This window comes from Microbacterium sp. JZ31, from assembly GCF_016805985.1.
Lineage (GTDB): Bacteria > Actinomycetota > Actinomycetes > Actinomycetales > Microbacteriaceae > Microbacterium.
This window is the reverse complement of the sequence record NZ_CP017661.1, coordinates 801,002-817,720: the sequence shown is the minus strand read 5'-3', so window position 1 is coordinate 817,720 and position 16,719 is coordinate 801,002. Positions and strand designations below refer to the sequence as shown.

Annotated in this window: 15 protein-coding genes; 9 read left to right on the top strand and 6 right to left on the bottom strand. The window is 72.9% G+C overall.

Features of this window, described 5'->3' with window-relative positions; all coding sequences use genetic code 11:
- Window positions 1-25: 25 nt before the first annotated feature.
- The 4 genes from BJP60_RS03950 to BJP60_RS03935 form a co-directional block, all read right to left on the bottom strand.
- The gene (locus BJP60_RS03950; protein WP_203137721.1) at window positions 26-1,372 is read right to left on the bottom strand and encodes a dihydrolipoamide acetyltransferase family protein; all 1,347 of its coding nucleotides are present in this window, start codon (window positions 1,370-1,372) and stop codon (window positions 26-28) included.
- Entirely contained in the window at window positions 1,369-2,430 is a 1,062-nt protein-coding gene (locus BJP60_RS03945; RefSeq protein WP_203137719.1) for an alpha-ketoacid dehydrogenase subunit beta, read from the bottom strand. Before BJP60_RS03945 ends, BJP60_RS03950 begins: the two co-directional genes overlap by 4 nt.
- Entirely contained in the window at window positions 2,427-3,545 is a 1,119-nt protein-coding gene (locus BJP60_RS03940) for a thiamine pyrophosphate-dependent enzyme (RefSeq protein ID WP_203137717.1), read from the bottom strand. Before BJP60_RS03940 ends, BJP60_RS03945 begins: the two co-directional genes overlap by 4 nt.
- A gap of 258 nt (window positions 3,546-3,803) precedes the next feature.
- Window positions 3,804-5,237 carry an NAD(P)H-quinone dehydrogenase gene (locus BJP60_RS03935; RefSeq protein ID WP_203137715.1) on the bottom strand — a complete coding sequence of 478 codons (1,434 nt, stop codon included), beginning with the start codon at window positions 5,235-5,237 and terminating at the stop codon, window positions 3,804-3,806.
- A gap of 116 nt (window positions 5,238-5,353) precedes the next feature.
- On the opposite strand from BJP60_RS03935, the gene BJP60_RS03930 reads away from it, so the two are divergent.
- From BJP60_RS03930 to BJP60_RS03920, 3 genes are all read left to right on the top strand, one after another.
- Entirely contained in the window at window positions 5,354-6,178 is an 825-nt protein-coding gene (locus tag BJP60_RS03930) for a purine-nucleoside phosphorylase (protein WP_203137713.1), read from the top strand.
- Window positions 6,178-7,851, top strand: coding sequence for a phospho-sugar mutase (locus tag BJP60_RS03925; protein WP_203137712.1), 1,674 nt, complete (start codon window positions 6,178-6,180; stop codon window positions 7,849-7,851). Before BJP60_RS03930 ends, BJP60_RS03925 begins: the two co-directional genes overlap by 1 nt.
- Before the next feature lie 83 nt (window positions 7,852-7,934).
- Complete coding sequence (locus BJP60_RS03920; RefSeq protein WP_238439544.1) at window positions 7,935-8,339, top strand: aldehyde dehydrogenase; 405 nt, start codon at window positions 7,935-7,937, stop codon at window positions 8,337-8,339.
- 12 nt (window positions 8,340-8,351) lie between these two features.
- Here BJP60_RS03920 and BJP60_RS03915 read toward each other — a convergent pair whose 3' ends face one another.
- On the bottom strand, window positions 8,352-8,600 hold the full coding sequence (locus BJP60_RS03915) for a hypothetical protein (protein ID WP_203137710.1): 249 nt from the start codon (window positions 8,598-8,600) through the stop codon (window positions 8,352-8,354).
- A gap of 132 nt (window positions 8,601-8,732) precedes the next feature.
- Here BJP60_RS03915 and BJP60_RS03910 point away from each other — a divergent pair, with 132 nt between their 5' ends.
- Window positions 8,733-8,993 carry an HPr family phosphocarrier protein gene (locus BJP60_RS03910; protein WP_203137708.1) on the top strand — a complete coding sequence of 87 codons (261 nt, stop codon included), beginning with the start codon at window positions 8,733-8,735 and terminating at the stop codon, window positions 8,991-8,993.
- Window positions 8,994-9,003: 10 nt separating this feature from the next.
- Here BJP60_RS03910 and BJP60_RS03905 read toward each other — a convergent pair whose 3' ends face one another.
- Window positions 9,004-10,938 carry a BglG family transcription antiterminator gene (locus BJP60_RS03905; protein WP_203137706.1) on the bottom strand — a complete coding sequence of 645 codons (1,935 nt, stop codon included), beginning with the start codon at window positions 10,936-10,938 and terminating at the stop codon, window positions 9,004-9,006.
- A gap of 141 nt (window positions 10,939-11,079) precedes the next feature.
- On the opposite strand from BJP60_RS03905, the gene BJP60_RS03900 reads away from it, so the two are divergent.
- The 5 genes from BJP60_RS03900 (at window position 11,080) to BJP60_RS03880 (ending at window position 16,697) form a co-directional block, all read left to right on the top strand.
- Window positions 11,080-11,415 (top strand): PTS sugar transporter subunit IIB, encoded by a 336-nt coding sequence (locus BJP60_RS03900; protein WP_203137704.1) that lies wholly within the window; start codon window positions 11,080-11,082, stop codon window positions 11,413-11,415.
- A 15-nt stretch (window positions 11,416-11,430) separates the two neighbouring features.
- Entirely contained in the window at window positions 11,431-11,700 is a 270-nt protein-coding gene (locus tag BJP60_RS03895) for an HPr family phosphocarrier protein (RefSeq protein WP_203137702.1), read from the top strand.
- 68 nt (window positions 11,701-11,768) lie between these two features.
- Window positions 11,769-13,379 (top strand): phosphoenolpyruvate--protein phosphotransferase, encoded by a 1,611-nt coding sequence (gene ptsP / locus BJP60_RS03890; protein ID WP_442923416.1) that lies wholly within the window; start codon window positions 11,769-11,771, stop codon window positions 13,377-13,379.
- Between the two features lie 55 nt (window positions 13,380-13,434).
- A complete protein-coding gene (locus BJP60_RS03885) occupies window positions 13,435-15,540 on the top strand; it encodes a PTS mannitol transporter subunit IICBA (RefSeq protein WP_203137700.1) in 2,106 nt (701 codons plus the stop codon).
- Window positions 15,541-15,548: 8 nt separating this feature from the next.
- Window positions 15,549-16,697: a mannitol-1-phosphate 5-dehydrogenase gene (locus BJP60_RS03880; RefSeq protein WP_203137699.1), complete on the top strand. Its 1,149-nt coding sequence runs from the start codon at window positions 15,549-15,551 to the stop codon at window positions 16,695-16,697.
- The last annotated feature ends 22 nt before the right edge of the window (window positions 16,698-16,719 follow it).

Genomic DNA, 16,719 nt, shown 5'->3' with positions numbered 1-16,719 from the left:
CTCGTCGCCATCCGCGCCGTCCCCGTCAGCCGCGCGCGAGCGCCAGGCCGGGCCGCTCGAGCACGCGGCCGATGTCACGCACGAAGGCGCTCGCCTCGCGGCCGTCGATCACGCGGTGGTCGAAGGACACCGTGATCGTCATGACGTCGCGCAGCGCGACGGCTCCCTCGTGCTCCCACGGCAGGCGCCGCACGGCTCCCAGGGCGACGATCGCGGATTGGCCCGGCGTGAGGAGCGGGATGCCGCCGTCCACGCCGAACACGCCGACGTTCGAGATCGTCAGCGTCGAGGAGGTGAGCGCCGCGACGCCGATCGATCCGTCCCGCGCCTCCGCCGCCCGCGCCGCGATCGCCCCGGCGAGCTGGGTCGCATCCAGCCGATCGGCGTCGTCGACGCTCGCCACGACCAGTCCGCGCTCGGTCGCGACCGCGATGCCGAGGTTGATCCGGTCGTGGAACTCGATCTCCTCCGCATCGGCGTGGAACGTCGCGTTGACGCCCGGCGTGCGCGCCGCGGCGAGGATCACGGCGCGGCTCGCGAGGGACAGCAGCGTGGGAGACGGGGATCCCTCCGCCGCGAGGTCGCGCGCAAGGCGCAGGGTCTCGGTCACGTCCACCTGGAGGAAGCACGCGGCGTGCGGCACCGCGAGGGCCGCGGTCATCGCCTTCGCCGTCTGCCTGCGCAGGCCGCTCACGCGCTCGCGGTGCGACGAGCGCGCGGACGGCGCCGCGACGGCCCTGTCGAGGTCCGCGCGGGTGACGACGCCGCCCTCCCCCGTCGGCACGACGGCGGCGAGGTCGATGCCGCGCTCCTTGGCGAGCCGCCGCACGGGCGGGAACGCGCGGGCGGGCTGCCGCTGCTCGCGCACGAACGGCGTCTGCGCGAACGTCCGCGCCGCGCGCTTCGGCTTGCGGCCTCCCGCGACCTTGACCGAGCCCACGAGCACGGCCACGCTCTCCTCGGCGGGCTCCTCCTCCGCGGGCTCCTCCTCGGTCCTGTCCACCGCGTCGGACTCGTCCGGCTCGAGGCCCGGTCCGCCCGGCGGCGCGGACGGTGGGGGTTCCTCGGGTGCGGACGGCTCCTCCCCCGACGCCGGGGCGACGGGCTCGGGCTCTGCGGGCGCATCCGACTCGCCCTCGACGTCGTACTCCACGAGCGGGGCGCCGACCTCGAGCGTCTCGCCCTCCGACGCGTGCAGGCGGCGGACGACGCCCGCGTACGGGCTCGGCAGGTCGACGACGGCCTTGGCAGTCTCGACCTCGGCGATCACCTGGTTGAGCGCGACCGCGTCGCCCTCGGCGACCTTCCAGCTCACGATCTCGCTCTCCGTGAGCCCCTCGCCCAGATCCGGCAGGCGGAAGACGACGCTCATCGCGCGCTCCCCTCGAGCACGGCGGGCCGCGCGTCGCGCGCCCGCTCGCTCGGCTCGTGGCGCAGCAGCGTGCGCGACGAGCGGCGCCCCAGCGTGCGGTCGACGGCGTCGAGGATCCGGTCCAGCCCTGGCAGGTAGTGCGACTCGAGCGCGGACGGCGGATAGGGCGTGTCGTAGCCCGTGACGCGCTCGGGCGCCGCCTCGAGCGACGCGAACGCGCGCTCGACGACGCTCGTGATCAGCTCGCTCGACACCGACGCCTCGCCGGGCGCCTCGTGCGCCACGACGAGCCGGCCCGTGCGCTCGACGCTCGCGACGACAGCGTCGAGGTCGAGCGGCGAGATCGAGCGCAGGTCGATCACCTCGATCTCGATCCCGTCGTCCACGGCGGCCGCCGCCGCCTCGAGGGCCGTCTGGACGACGGATCCGTAGGCGGCGAGCGTGACGTCGCGACCCCGCGTCAGGACCTGCGCCGACTCGATGTCGCGGACGATGGCGACGTCCACGTCGCCCTTGGTCCAGTACCGCGCCTTGGGCTCCAGGAACACGACGGGGTCGTCGCTCGCGATCGCCGCGCGCAGCGTCGAGTAGGCCTCCTGCGGGCTGGACGCCGTCACGACGCGCAGCCCCGGGGTGTGCGCGAAGTACGCCTCGGGCGACTCGCCGTGGTGCTCGACCGAGCCGATGCCGCCGCCGTACGGCAGCCGGATGGTCAGGGGCATGCGCACGCGTCCGTGCGTGCGGTAGTGGAGGCGCGCGACCTGCGCGACGATCTGATCCACCGCGGGGAACACGAAGCCGTCGAACTGGATCTCGACGACGGGACACGCGCCGCGGTACGCCATGCCGACGGCCGTGCCGACGATCGCCGACTCCGCGAGCGGCGAGTCGATCACGCGGTCCGCCCCGAACCGGGCCTGCAGGCCGTCGGTCACCCGGAACACGCCGCCGAGCCTGCCGATGTCCTCGCCCATGAGGACGACGGCCGGGTCGGCGTCCATCGCATCGCTCAGGGCGCGCCCGATCGCGCGCCCGAGCGTGAGGGTCTCGGCGCTCATCGCAGGCCCTCCACGCTGCGCACGAAGGCGAGGTGCTCGGCCCGCTGGCGCTCGAGGCGGCGCGTGGGAGCGACGTAGACGTCGTCGAACATGGTCTCGGTATCCGGCGCGGTCGTGTGCGCCGCCCCCGCGCGCACCTGCGCGGCGATCGCGTCGCACCGGATCCTCGCCTCCTCGCGGATGCGCGCGATGGGAGCGCCGATCCGCTCGAGGTGGCGCTCGAGGCGCTCGATCGGATCCTTCGCGGCCCACGCCGCGACCTCCGCCTCGTCGCGGTAGCGACCAGGGTCGTCCGTCGTGGTGTGCGGGCCCATCCGATAGGTGACGGCCTCCACGAAGGTGGCCCCGCCGCCCGCGCGCGCCCGCTCGGCCGCGATGCGCACGGCCGCGAGCACCGCCAGCACGTCGTTGCCGTCGACGCGCAGCGCGGGGATGCCGAACCCGGTCGCGCGCAGCGCGAGCGCTGTCTCCGACTGCACGCGCACGGGCTCCGAGATCGCGTACTGGTTGTTCTGGCAGAAGAACACGACGGGCGCCTGGAACGAGCTCGCGAAGACCATCGCCTCGCTCACGTCGCCCTCGCTCGTCGCGCCGTCGCCGAAGAAGGCAAGCGCGATGTCGTCGCCCCCGTCGCGCCGCGCCGCCATGGCGTAGCCCGTCGCGTGCAGCGTCTGCGCGCCGATGATGATCTGCGTCGTCGCGAGGCGGTGCGCGAACGGGTCCCACCCCGACAGTGCCATGCCCTTCCAGACGGAGAGCACCTCGGCGGGGTCCGCGCCCCGCAGCAGGGCGAGCGGGTGCTCGCGGTACGTGGGGAACAGGAAGTCGTCGTCGCGCACGCCGCGGAGCGCTCCGATCTGGGCGGCCTCCTGCCCGCGCAGGGGCGGCCACAGCGCGAGCTCGCCCTGACGCGCGAGCGCGAACGACTCCTCGTCCACGCGGCGCAGGACCGACATGTCGACGTAGAGGTCGGTGAGGGCCGACTCGTCGACGTCCGCGAGGCTGTCGTCGAGGACGGGGCTCGGGTGACGTGAACCCTCGGGATCGAGCACGCCGAGCGGGGCGTCGAGTCCCTCGATCAGCTCGCTCCGGGGTGCGGGGATGGCGATCGACATTCGCGGAACCTCCTTGTTCGCGCAGCGCTTCGTGAGCGCTCAGTGCCGTCCTGGTCCGGACACGGCACACGCTACGCCCGGCCATCAGAGCGAGCAATGGCAACGCGCAGCACGGTGCAGATTGCTCAGCCGAGCGGCGCGCCCCGCCCCGAGAGCGGCCGGAATGCGAAGAAGCCGCGGGATGACCGAGCATCCCGCGGCTTCTTCCGCGGCCTCCGCGGCGAGCGCGGACCGTGCCGCGGTCTCGCCCGATCGGAGTCAGGACTGCACGTGGTGCATGGCGCGTGCGGCGTCCGTGATGGATCCGGACAGCGAGGGGTAGGCCGCGAACGCGCGCGCGAGCTGGTCGACGGTCAGCCGGCGCTCGACCGCGAGCGAGAGGGGGAAGATCAGCTCCGACGCCTTGGGCGCCACGATCACGCCGCCGATCACGGTGCCGGAGCCCGTGCGGGCGAACAGCTTCACGAAGCCGTCCTTGACGCCCATCATCTTGGCGCGGGCGTTCGAGGCGAGAGGCAGCGTGTGCACCTCGCCGTCGACGACGCGCTCGTCGATCTGCTTCTCGGTCCAGCCGACCGTGGCGATCTCGGGGTTGGTGAAGATGTTGGACGCGATCTTGCGCTCCTCGAGCGGGATCGCGGTGTCGCCCATCGCATGGAACACGGCCGTGCGTCCCTGCATCGAGGCAACCGACGCGAGCGGCAGCAGCGTCGTGCAGTCGCCTGCCGCGTAGATGTTCGGCACGGACGTGCGGCTGACCTTGTTGACCCGGATGTGACCGGAGTCGGTCATCTGCACGCCCGCCTCCTCGAGGCCGATCCCGGCGGTGTTCGGGATGGCGCCGACCGCCATCAGGCAGTGCGAGCCCTCGACCGTGCGCCCGTCGGAGAGGGTCACGACGACGCCGTCGCCCGTGTTCTCGACCTTGTCGGCGCGCGCCTTCGCCAGCAGCTTCATGCCGCCGCGCTTGAACACCTTCTCCAGCACCTTCGCGGCGTCGGCGTCCTCGCCGGGGAGCACCTGCTCCCGGCTCGAGACCAGCGTGACCTCGGCGCCCAGGTTCATGTACGCCGAGGCGAACTCGGCGCCCGTCACGCCCGAGCCGACGACGATCAGGTGCTCGGGCACCGCGCTGAGGTTGTAGAGCTGCTTCCAGGTCAGGATGCGGTCGCCGTCGGGGCGCGCGGCGGGGAGCTCACGCGGCGTCGCGCCGGTCGAGATCACGATCGTGTCCGCCTCGATGCGGTCGAAGTCGGTGCCGTCCGGCCCGGTGGACACGACGATCGCGTCCTCGCCCTCCAGGCGGCCGTGGCCCGCGATGATCCGCACGCCCGCCTCCAGCAGGGACGAGCGCATGTCCTCGGACTGCTGCCCCGCGAGCGCGAGCAGGCGCTTGTTGATCGCCAGCAGGTTGATCGCGATCTCCGGCTTGAGCGGCTTGCCGCCGTCGCCCTTCGCGTAGAACTGCACGCCGAGGTCGCCGGCCTCGGCCACCGAGAGTGCGGCGTCGGCCGTGGCGATGAGGGTCTTCGAGGGCACCACGTCGGTGATCACGGCCGAGCCGCCGATCCCGACGCGCTCGATGACGGTGACGTCCGCCCCGAGCTGGGCGCCCGCGAGCGCCGCCTCGTATCCGCCCGGGCCACCACCGAGGATCGCGATCCGCTGCCTGCGTTCGAAGTCGAAGACCATGCGTCCATTCTCGCCCACCGCGACACCCGCCCCGGAACCCCCTTGCGCCGGCCGGGCGACGTCCCGCACGACCCCTCTCGGCCGACGCGCGGACGGGCGCTGACTATCGTGGTCCCATGACCGACGCTCATCCGCTCGACGCCCCCGCCGATCCGTTCCGGGTCGCGCAGACCGCCGCCGCCGACATCGCGCGCCTGACGGGCGTCGACCGCCACGACATCGCCGTGACCCTCGGGAGCGGCTGGGGTAAGGCCGCCGAGCTGATCGGCGAGACGGTGGCGGAGATCCCCGCGACTGAGGTGACCGGATTCTCCAAGCCCGCGCTCGCGGGCCACGTCGGCACCATCCGTTCGCTGCGCACCGCCGGCGGCAGGGCGGTCCTCGTGATCGGCGCCCGCACCCACTACTACGAGGGCCACGGCGTCCGCCGCGTCGTGCACAGCGTGCGCACCGCGGCGGCGACCGGCGCGAAGACCATGGTGCTCACGAACGGCGCCGGCGGCATCAAGGAGCAGTGGCAGGCGGGTCAGCCCGTGCTGATCAGCGACCACCTCAACCTGACCGCGGACTCGCCGCTCGAGGGCGCCACGTTCATCGACCTCACCGACCTGTACTCCCGCCGCCTGCGCGACATCGCACGCGAGGTGGATCCGACGCTCGACGAGGGCGTGTACTGCCAGTTCCGCGGCCCCCACTACGAGACGCCCGCCGAGGTGCAGATGGCCAAGGCCATGGGCGGCCACATCGTCGGCATGTCCACCGCGCTCGAGGGCATCGCGGCGCGCGAGGCGGGCATGGAGGTGCTCGGCTTCTCGCTCATCACGAACCTCGCCGCGGGCATCTCCCCCGACCCGCTCAGTCATGAGGAGGTCATCGACGCGGGCCGGCAGGCGGAGCCGGTGATCTCGGCCCTGCTCGCGAAGGTGATCGAGCGGCTGTGATGGACACCGCCATCCTGGATCAGGCGCGCACCTGGCTCGCGCAGGACCCCGACGACGAGACGCGCGAGGAGCTCGCGGCGCTGATCGAGCGCGCCGACTCCGGCGACGAGGACGCGATCGACGACCTCTTCGACCGCTTCGACGGCCGGCTGCAGTTCGGCACCGCGGGTCTGCGCGGCGAGCTCGGCGCCGGCAGCAACCGCATGAACCGCGTGCTCGTGGCGCAGGCCGCGGCGGGCTTCGCGGCGTTCCTGCGTGCGCGCGACCCCGAGGGCACGCCCACGGTCGTCGTCGGCTACGACGGCCGCCGCAACTCCGACGTGTTCGCGCGCGACTCCGCGGAGCTGTTCGCGGGAGCAGGGCTCCGCGCGATCCTGCTCCCCCGGCGCCTGCCGACGCCCGTGCTGGCGTTCGCCGTGCGACACCTCGGCGCCGATGCCGGCGTCATGGTCACCGCGAGTCACAACCCGCCGAACGACAACGGCTACAAGGTCTACCTCGGCGGCCGGGACGCGGGCTCCCAGATCGTGGCGCCGTCCGACGGCGAGATCGCGGCGTCCATCCGCCGGATCGCGGACGAGCGCTCCGTGCTCGACCTGCCACGCTCGATCGAGTACGAGATCGCCGACGAGGCGGTCGTCGAGGCGTACGTGACGGCGACCGCCGCCGTCGCGCCCGCGCCCGAGGGCGCCGCGGGCACGCGCTGGGTCTACACCGCGATGCACGGCGTCGGGTGGGAGACCTTCGCGCGCGTGCTGGACGCCGCCGGCTACCCCGCGCCCACCGTGGTGCCCGAGCAGATCGATCCGGACGGCCGCTTCCCGACCGTGTCGTTCCCGAACCCGGAGGAGCCGGGCGCGATGGACCTCGCCTTCGCGACGGCGCGCGCGTCGGACGCCGAGTTCGTGATCGCGCAGGACCCGGATGCCGACCGCCTCGCGGTCGCCATCCCGCTGCGCGGCGAGGGCGGCGAGGGCGGCTGGCGTCGCCTGACCGGCAATGAGGTCGGGCTGCTGCTCGGCCTCCGCGCCGCGCGGGCGGCGGCCGGCATGCCGGGCGCCTCGCTCGCGTGCTCGCTCGTGTCGTCGCCGGGCCTCGGCGCGATCGCGCGGAAGCACGACCTCGACTTCCACGAGACCCTCACGGGCTTCAAGTGGATCTCGCGCGCGCCGGGCATGGTGTTCGGATTCGAGGAGGCGCTCGGCTACCTCGTCAATCCGGAGACCGTGCGCGACAAGGACGGCATCTCGGCGTCGATCGCGTTCCTCGCGCTCGCCACCGAGGCGCGCGGCCGCGGCCTGACGATCGCCGACCTGCTCGACGAGCTCACGGCCGAGATCGGCTTCTACGCGAGCGGCCAGGTGTCGGTGCGCGTCGAGGACGTCTCCACGATCGCGACCATGATGGCCGCGCTGCGCGCGGATCCGCCCTCCTCGTTCGGCGACACCGCCGTCGCGCTGGCCGACGACCTCTTGCAGGACCCGGCCGGTCTGGGCGGCGACGTCCTGCGCTACCGGCTCGAGGACGGATCCCGCATCATCTTCCGCCCGAGCGGCACCGAGCCGAAGCTCAAGGTCTACCTCGACGTGCGCGGCGAGTCCAGGGAGGACTCCGCGGCGCGCCTCGTGGCGCTCGAGCAGGCCGTGCGGGAACGGCTGGATCGCCTGTCCTGAACCCCCTTGGGCGCCGCCCGGCTGCGACGTAACATGCGAGCAGACGGGCGGCGCCGCCGTCCCCCGACGAGAGGACGACGCACATGGGAATGATGATGGACATGATGGAGTCCATGCCGAGCACGCAGGCGACGGGCATGGACATGGCGATAATGCAGGAGTGCATCGAGGCGTGCTCGGCGGTCGAGATGACGGCCACGATGTGCGCCGACGCCGACGCGGGCGAGAACATGGCGAAGTGCGCCGCAATGTGCGCCAACATGGCGGACGTGGCGCACGCCACCATGCGGATGATGATGCGCCCGATGGGCTACGACATGGGCGTCATGCGGGCCATGATGACGGCGTGCATGACCATGGGCGAGGCCTGTGCGGCGGAGTGTCGCATGCACGCCGAGATGGCCGAGCACTGCCGCATCTGCGCCATGGCGTGCGAGGCGATGGTCGAGACCTGCCGCAAGACGATGGACGCGATGCAGATGGCCTGACGGCCGGAGGGATCAGCGGCGGCGGGCGCGGATCAGCTCGCCGCCGACCGACAGCACCTCCGCGACGGGATGGAACGCCACCGGCTCGCCCGCGGACACGCGCGCCCGCACGTCGATTGCGAGCGCGTCGCCCGCGAGCGTGGACAGCACGACGCCCGATGCGTCCGTGCACATGACGAGAGCATCGATCCACGCGCTCGGCCACGCCGAGACCACCGCGCGCTGCACCGGCAGCACATCCTGGGTCGTGTTCTCGCTCATGCCTCCACGGTAGGAACCGCCGCCCGCCCTGTCACACGCGCCCGTCACACGCCGCAACACGGGGCGGGGAGACGCGGCGCAGGCGGGGTCGCGGATCAGCGCCGGTTCGACGCCGCCCGGTACGGTGTGGGGATGGCGCTGCGGAGGGTCGTGATCACCGCGGCCGCGGGGCTGCACGCCAGGCCCGCGGCCGAGCTGGCGCGCCTCGCGCGGACGCGCGAGAGCGGAATCCGGATCCGCACGGCGAGCGCCACGGTCGACGCCGGCAGCGTGCTGGCCGTGATGGACCTGGCGCTGACGCGCGGCCAGGAGGTCGTGCTCGAGGCCGAGGGGCCGGGGGCGGACGCCGCGCTCGACATCGCCGAGTCGCTGCTCGCCCCGCGCGGGCTCTGACGCCCCGGCGTCAGCCGTCGATCACGGCGGCGAGCTCGTCCAGGAACGACGACAGGTCGACGCCGCGCCGGACGAGCCGCTGCGCGCTGTCGGGCTCGCCGAACACCTCGACCAGCTGCTCGAACACGGTCTGGAACGCGGCGCGGTCGTTCTCGCTGAACGCCACGAGCGCCACGACGTGCACGCGCCTGTCGCCCCATCGCACGGGCTGGTCGCTGATGCCGATCGCGATCGCCGTGCGGGTGGCGGTCATCCGCAGCGCGTGCGGCACCGCGAGCGTCTCGGTGAACGCCGTCGACGACAGCCGCTCGCGCTCGATCGTGCTGGCGACGTACTCCTCGTCGATCACGCCCTGGGTCACGAGCAGCGCGCCGAGGTCGCGGATGATCCCCTCCTCGCCGCGTGAGGCGTCCATCCCCCGCAGGAACGCGCCGGGCGAGAAGTAGCGGGCGAGCTCGGCGCGGAGGCGACCGAGCCGGCGGGAACGGCGCACGCGGCTCGCCGCGGCCGCGACCCGCTCGACGTCGGCGTCGGTCAGGAACGGCTGGATGCGCACGATCCGGTCGGGCGACGTGCCGGCGGACAGGACGGGCGGCTCGATCGTGGTCAGCACGAGGTCGGAGTCGATCGCGGTCCAGTCCGGGTCCACGCGCGTCTCGACCCCGATGACCTCGATCGAGCGGCCGAGCGACCGGTCCACGCTCGAGCGCAGCAGCTCGTGCAGCTCGTAGTAGCCGGGGCACACGATCGTCGCGGTCAGCATCGTCTCCGCGCGGCGGCTGCGCTCGAGACGCCCGCCGACGTGCATCGCGATGTAGGCGATCTCGTCGTCGTGGATGGGGACGCCGAGCGTCACGGCGAGCTCGCTCGCGATCGACACCGCGACGTCGAAGATCATCGGATACGCCGACTTCAGCGTGCGGGTGAGCGGGTTCCGCGACCACGCCTGCTCGCGCGCCCTGTGCACGAGATTCTGCACGTGGAGCGACAGGCGCTCGACGAAGTCGTCGTGCGCGATGTCGACGAGGTACGACGCCGCCGCCCGCTCGACCGCCGTGCGCACCGCCGCGGCGATCTGCGGATCCACCCGTGCGGCGGGCTCCTCGCGCGAGCCGGGCACGACGACGCGCGTGAGCACGAGCGCCGCCAGGTGCAGGCGATCGCCCTGACCGAGCTCCACGCCGAAGTGCCGGCTCGTCAGCTCCCCCACGACCTCGGCGAACCGCGCCCGCACCGGCTCGGGCTCGCCGTGCACGGCCTCCAGAGCGCGCCCCTGCGCGACCCGGTCGGCCGCGATCGCGACGTGGAGCGCGACGTCGGCCGCGGCGAACTCGTTGACGAAGTAGCCGAGCTCGCCGAGCCGCGCGACGAGGTCGCTCTTGAACGCGCCGAGCGCCTCGGACGGGATCGCCATCGCGTCGGCCGCGCGGCGCAGCGCCGCGAGATCGAACGCACCCTCCTCCATCTCGTCGTGCGCCAGGCGGCTCACGAATCGGCGCTGCGCGAGCTCCGATCCCTCGAGCCGGATGCGGGATCCCGCGCGCTCGAGAGCGAGGTCGGATCCGCCGAGCAGGGCTCGCACCCGCCCGAGATCGGCCTCGAGCGTCGCGGAGCTGACGTGCATGCGGTCGGCGGTGTCGTACACATCGATGCCGTCGGGCTGATCCAGCAGCGCGCGCACGAGCGCGTGCAGCCGCTCGCGCGGCGTGCCCGGATCCGCCTCGGCCCCGGCACGCAGCACGGCGGGAGCCGCCGACGTGGCGCGATACCCGGCGGGGCCCGACTCGATCGCCTCCGTGCCCGGCACGCGTGCGTTGGCGGCGGTGACGTAGGTCCGGACGCTGCGCGGGGTGACGCCCAGCTGATCCGCGAGGGTCGCGGCGGTCACCCACTCGCCGCGGCGGATCAGGATGCCGAGCACCCTGTCCTGCCGACGCCGCGTCATGCTCGCCAGTCAATCACGCGGCACCTGGGGCCACGGTCGAAACTTTCCGCCCGGGCGGAAACAACCCTCGTTGCGGCGCTCTCAGCGGCCGGTCAGGATCGACCAGAAGGACTTTGCGAAGAAGAAGAGGCTGTGCGGTCGATGAGGATCCTCGTGGTGTGCGGTGCGGGCGCGTCCAGCACGTTCGTCGCCCTGCGCCTCCGTCGCGCGGCCGCCCTGGCCGGGATGCCGCTCAGCGCCTCCGCCGGTTCCGCGTCCTCGCTCGCCGATGACCTGCGCTCGACCGACGTCGTCCTGGTCGGCCCGCATCTCGAGCGCTCGCTCGACGAGATCCACCGCCTCGCCGCACCGCGGGGCGTGCGCGTCGTGCTGCTTCCCGACGACATCTTCGCCGACAGCGACGGCAGCCGCGCCCTGGCGCTCGTGACCGCCGCCGCCCCCTCCGCAACGGGATCCGCGACCGCGGAGACCGCCTGACGAAAGGACACCACAATGGCCACTCGCAACGTTCAGATCGGCTCGTCGCACGGGCTTCACGCGCGCCCCGCGAAGCTGTTCGCGCAGGCGGCGAAGGACGCGGGAGTGCCCGTCACGATCGCGAAGGGCGACGGCAAGCCGGTCAACGCCGCGAGCATCCTCGGCGTGATCGCGCTCGGCGTCGAGCAGGGCGACACGGTCACCCTGACGGCGGAGGGCGAAGGCGGCGAGGGAGTGCTCGACACGCTCGAGCAGCTGCTGACCACCGACCACGACGCCGAGTGAGCCCCATGAGCGACACGATCACGGGCGTCGGCATCGGGCTGGGCGTCGCCCAGGGCCAGGTCGCCCGCATGGCGGAGCGCGCCCCTGCGCCGCGGGACGAGGCGAGCGCCCGCCCCGCGGACGAGGAGGCCGCGCGCGTGCGCGAGGCCGTCGCCGCGGTCTCGGCCGAGCTCAACCGACGGGCGGAGGCCGCGGGCGGAGCCGCGCGCGACGTGCTCGAGGCGCAGGCGATGATGGCTGAGGACCCGACGCTCGAGGAGGCCGTGCAGACGCGGCTCGACGCCGGCAAGACGGCCGAGTGGGCCGTGCACGACGCGTTCGCGGAGTTCCGCGCGACGCTTGAGGCCGTCGGCGGCTACCTCGGCGAGCGCGCCGCCGACCTCGACGACGTCGCCGCGCGCGTGATCGCGCACCTGCGCGGCGAGCCCGCGCCGGGCGTGCCGACCCCCGGCCACCCGTTCGTGCTCGTCGCCCCGGACCTCGCACCCGCCGACACGGCCCTGCTCGACCTCGATCCCGCCTCGCCCAACCGCGTGCTCGCGCTCGTCACGACCGACGGCGGGCCGACCTCGCACACGGCGATCCTCGCGCGCGAGAAGGGCATCGTCGCGGTCGTCGGCGCGTCGGCCGCCGCGCGCCTCGCCGACGGCGACACCGTGATCGTGGACGCCGCGGCCGGATCCGTGATCGCGGACCCGTCGGACGAGCAGCTCTCCGACGCGCAGCGCCGGGCGGATGAGCGCGGCGCGGCGGAGGCCGCTCCCGTGACGCCGGGTGCGATGGCGGACGGCACGGCCGTGCCGCTGCTGGCGAACCTCGGCTCGCCCGCGGGCGCCGCCGAGGCGCTCGAGCTCGGCGCGGAGGGCGTGGGCCTGTTCCGCACGGAGTTCCTGTTCCTGAGCTCCAAGGAGGCGCCCACCGTCGAGGCGCAGCAGGCCGAGTACACGAAGCTCCTGACCGCGTTCGCCGGCAAGAAGGTCGTCGTGCGCGTGCTCGACGCCGGCGCCGACAAGCCGCTGCCGTTCCTGAACGACGCGCCCGAGGACAACCCGGCCCTGGGCCTGCGTGGCCTGCGCGCGCTGCGCGCGAGCGAGCAGATTCTGCGCGACCAGCTGACGGCCCTCGCCCGTGCCGACGCCGAGACGGACGCCGACCTGTGGGTCATGGCCCCGATGATCGCGACCGTGGAGGAGACGCGGTACTTCACGTCGCTCGCGCGCGAACTGGGCCTGAAGACCGCGGGCGTCATGGTCGAGGTTCCCGCCAGCGCGCTGCTCGCGGACCGCGTGCTCGCGCACGCCGACTTCGCCTCGATCGGCACGAACGACCTCACGCAGTACACGATGGCGGCGGATCGCCTCCTGGGCACGGTCGCGACCCTGCAGGACCCGTGGCACCCGGCGGTGCTGCAGCTCATCTCGCACGTCGGCGAGGCGGGCCGGGCGCACGGCAAGCCGGTCGGCATCTGCGGCGAGGCCGCCGCCGACCCGCTGCTCGCCGTCGTGCTCGTGGGTCTCGGCGCCACCACGCTGTCGATGGCGCCCGCGGCGCTGGCCGACGTGCGGTACGCGCTCGGCCGCTTCACGCTCGACGACGCCCGCCGCATCGCGCAGGCCGCCCTCGACGCGGAGGATGCGGCCGGCGCCCGCGCGGCCGCCCGGGACGCCGCCGGATCCTGACGTCTCCTCCACCCGCAACTCCTACCCGAATCACACAGCAGAAAGACGAGTCATCATGACGGACACCCAAGTCGCGGCGAAGTCGCCCGGCGGTTTCCGAGTGGGCGTGCAGAAGGTCGGCACGTTCCTCTCGGGCATGATCATGCCCAACATCCCTGCTCTCATCGCGTGGGGGATCTTCACGGCGTTCTTCATCGCCGCCGGCTGGACGCCCAACCCGGCGCTCGAGTCGATCGTCGGCCCGATGATCCACTACCTCCTCCCGATCCTGATCGCGTACCAGGGCGGCCGGATGGTCTACGAGACGCGAGGCGCCGTCGTCGGCGCGGTCGCCACGTTCGGTGCCATCGCGGGCTCCGACTGGCTGATCACTCAGCGGAACCTCGAGCTCGTCGCCGCCGGCGAGGAGCCCATCAACACGATCCACATGTTCATCGGCGCGATGATCATGGGCCCGCTCGCGGCGTGGGTCATGAAGAAGCTCGACCGCCTGTGGGAGGGCAAGATCAGGGCGGGCTTCGAGATGCTCGTCAACATGTTCTCGGCCGGCATCTTCGGCTTCATCGCCGCCGTGTTCGCGTTCTACGTGCTGGCGCCGATCGTGAACTGGATCATGGACGTCCTCGGCGGAGCGGTCGGCTGGCTCGTCGACAACGGCCTGCTGCCGCTCACGAGCATCCTGATCGAGCCCGCGAAGGTCTTCTTCCTGAACAACGCCATCAACCACGGCGTGCTCACCCCGCTCGGCACCGCGGAGTCGGCCGAGACGGGCAAGTCGATCCTGTTCCTGCTCGAGGCGAACCCCGGCCCGGGCCTCGGCGTCCTGCTGGCCTTCACGTTCTTCGGTGTCGGCGCGGCGCGCGCGTCGGCTCCCGGCGCGGCCATCATCCAGTTCTTCGGCGGCATCCACGAGGTGTACTTCCCGTACGTGCTGATGAAGCCCGCTCTGCTGCTCGCCGTGATCGCGGGCGGCGCGACGGGCGTCGGCACGAACGCGATCTTCCAGACCGGGCTCGTCGCCCCGGCGGCGCCGGGTTCGATCATCGCCGTGCTCGCCCAGACGGCGCGCGACAGCTACGTCGGCGTGATCCTGTCGGTCGTCCTCTCGGCACTCGTGACGTTCCTCGTCGCGGCAGTGATCCTGCGCGCAAGCCGCAAGCGCGACCTCGCGGCCGAGGCCGCGGGCGCGGACGGCTTCTCCGCCGCCGTGGCGCAGACGCAGGCGAACAAGGGCAAGTCCTCCGCGGCCCTGAGCGGGCTCGCGGGCGCCACGGCCGCCACGGGCGTCGCGACCCTCGCTCCCACCCAGGCGATCGAGCGCGTGGTGTTCGCGTGCGACGCCGGCATGGGCTCCTCCGCCATGGGTGCGAGCGTGCTGCGCAACAAGTTCAAGGCCGCCGGGATCACGGACGTGAACGTGACCAACAAGGCGATCGCGTCGCTCGACGGCAACGCCGACCTGGTCATCACGCAGGCGCAGCTGACCGACCGCGCACGCCAGCGCGAGCAGTCGGCCGTGCACGTCTCGGTGGACAACTTCATGAACTCGCCGAAGTACGACGAGGTCGTCCAGCTCGTGCTGCAGCAGCGCGCGGCGGACAGCGTCGACGTGGCGCCGCAGGATGTGCCCACCGCGCCTGATGGCATGGCGGGCACCGGGGCTCCCGCGACGCGCGCCGAGGCGCGCGCCACGGCTGCCGCGGCCGCGTCCGGCGCGGCAGGCGACGACGCGGTGCTCACGCAGGGCAGCGTGCGGATCCACGCCGGATCCGTCTCGCGCGACGAGGCGATCCGCGAGGCCGCCGACATGCTCGAGGCCGCCGGCGCCGTCACGGGCCGGTACTACGACGCCATGCTCGAGCGCGAGCAGACCGTCTCGACGTTCATGGGCAACGAGCTGGCGATCCCGCACGGCACCAACGCCGCCAAGGACGCGGTGCTCGACTCGGCGCTCACGGTCGTCCGGTACGACGGCGGCGTCGACTGGGACGGCGAGCAGGTGAGCTTCGTCGTCGGCATCGCCGGCAAGGGCGACGAGCACCTCGGTCTGCTGCAGAACGTCGCGCTCCTGTTCTCGGACGAGGAGCAGGTCGAGCAGCTCAAGCGGGCCCAGACGCCCGAGGACCTGTACGCACTGCTCAAGACGATGAACGAGGGCTGATCCGGATCATGAAGAAGGCACTCCACTTCGGTGCGGGGAACATCGGGCGCGGCTTCGTGGGGCTCCTGCTCCACGAGGGCGGGTACGAGGTGGTGTTCTCGGACGTCGCGACGGCGCTGGTCGATGCGATCAACGCCGCGGACGAGTACACCGTGCACGAGGTCGGAGAGGGGGGCCGCGACAAGGTCGTGACGAGATTCCGCGCGATCGACAGCGCGGCCGACCCGGAGGCCGTGGCGGCGGAGGTGGCGACGGCGGACGTCGTCACCACCGCCGTCGGGCCGACCGTGCTGCGCTTCATCGCGCCGCACATCGTCGCCGGACTCGCGCTGCGCGATCCGGATGCCGCTCCCCTGCAGGTCATGGCGTGCGAGAACGCGATCGGCGCGACCGACACCCTGCGGGATCACATGCAGGAGTCGGCGGGCGAGAGCTGGGACGCGCTCGCCGGCCGCGCGGTGTTCGCCAACACGGCGGTGGACCGGATCGTGCCGGGCCAGCCCGAGGGGCACGGGATCGACGTGACGGTCGAGCCGTTCTTCGAGTGGGCGATCGAGAAGCACCCGTTCGGCGCCAACCCGCCGGAGATCCCGGGCGCGCACTTCGTGGACGACCTCGCCCCGTACATCGAGCGCAAGCTCTTCACGGTCAACACCGGGCACGCGACGGCCGCCTATCTCGGCGCCCGCGCGGGCCTCGAGAAGATCTCGGATGCGCTGGCGGACGAGTCGGTGGCCGCGGGCGTGGCGGCCGCGCTCGAGGAGACGTCCGCCCTCCTGGCGGCCAAGCACGGATTCGACCCGGAGGATCTCGCGCAGTATCGCGCGACGATCCTCGGCCGCTTCCGCAACCCCGCGCTTCCCGACACGGTGTGGCGCGTGGGGCGGCAGCCGCTGCGCAAGCTGTCGCGCCACGAGCGATTCGTCGGGCCGGCCGCGGAGGCGGCCGAGCGCGACCTGAAGGTGGACGGTCTGCTGCACGCCGTGAGCGCGCTGCTCGCGTTCGACGACCCGGAGGACGACCAGTCGGTCGACCTGCAGCGCCTGCTGCGCGAGCTCGATGCGCAGGCTTTCACGTCGCAGGTGACGGGCCTCGAGCCCGAGCACCCCCTGTTCCCCCGGATCGCGGAGGTCGTGGAGCGGGCTCAGGTGATCTGAGGACTCCCGCGGGCGGCTGAAG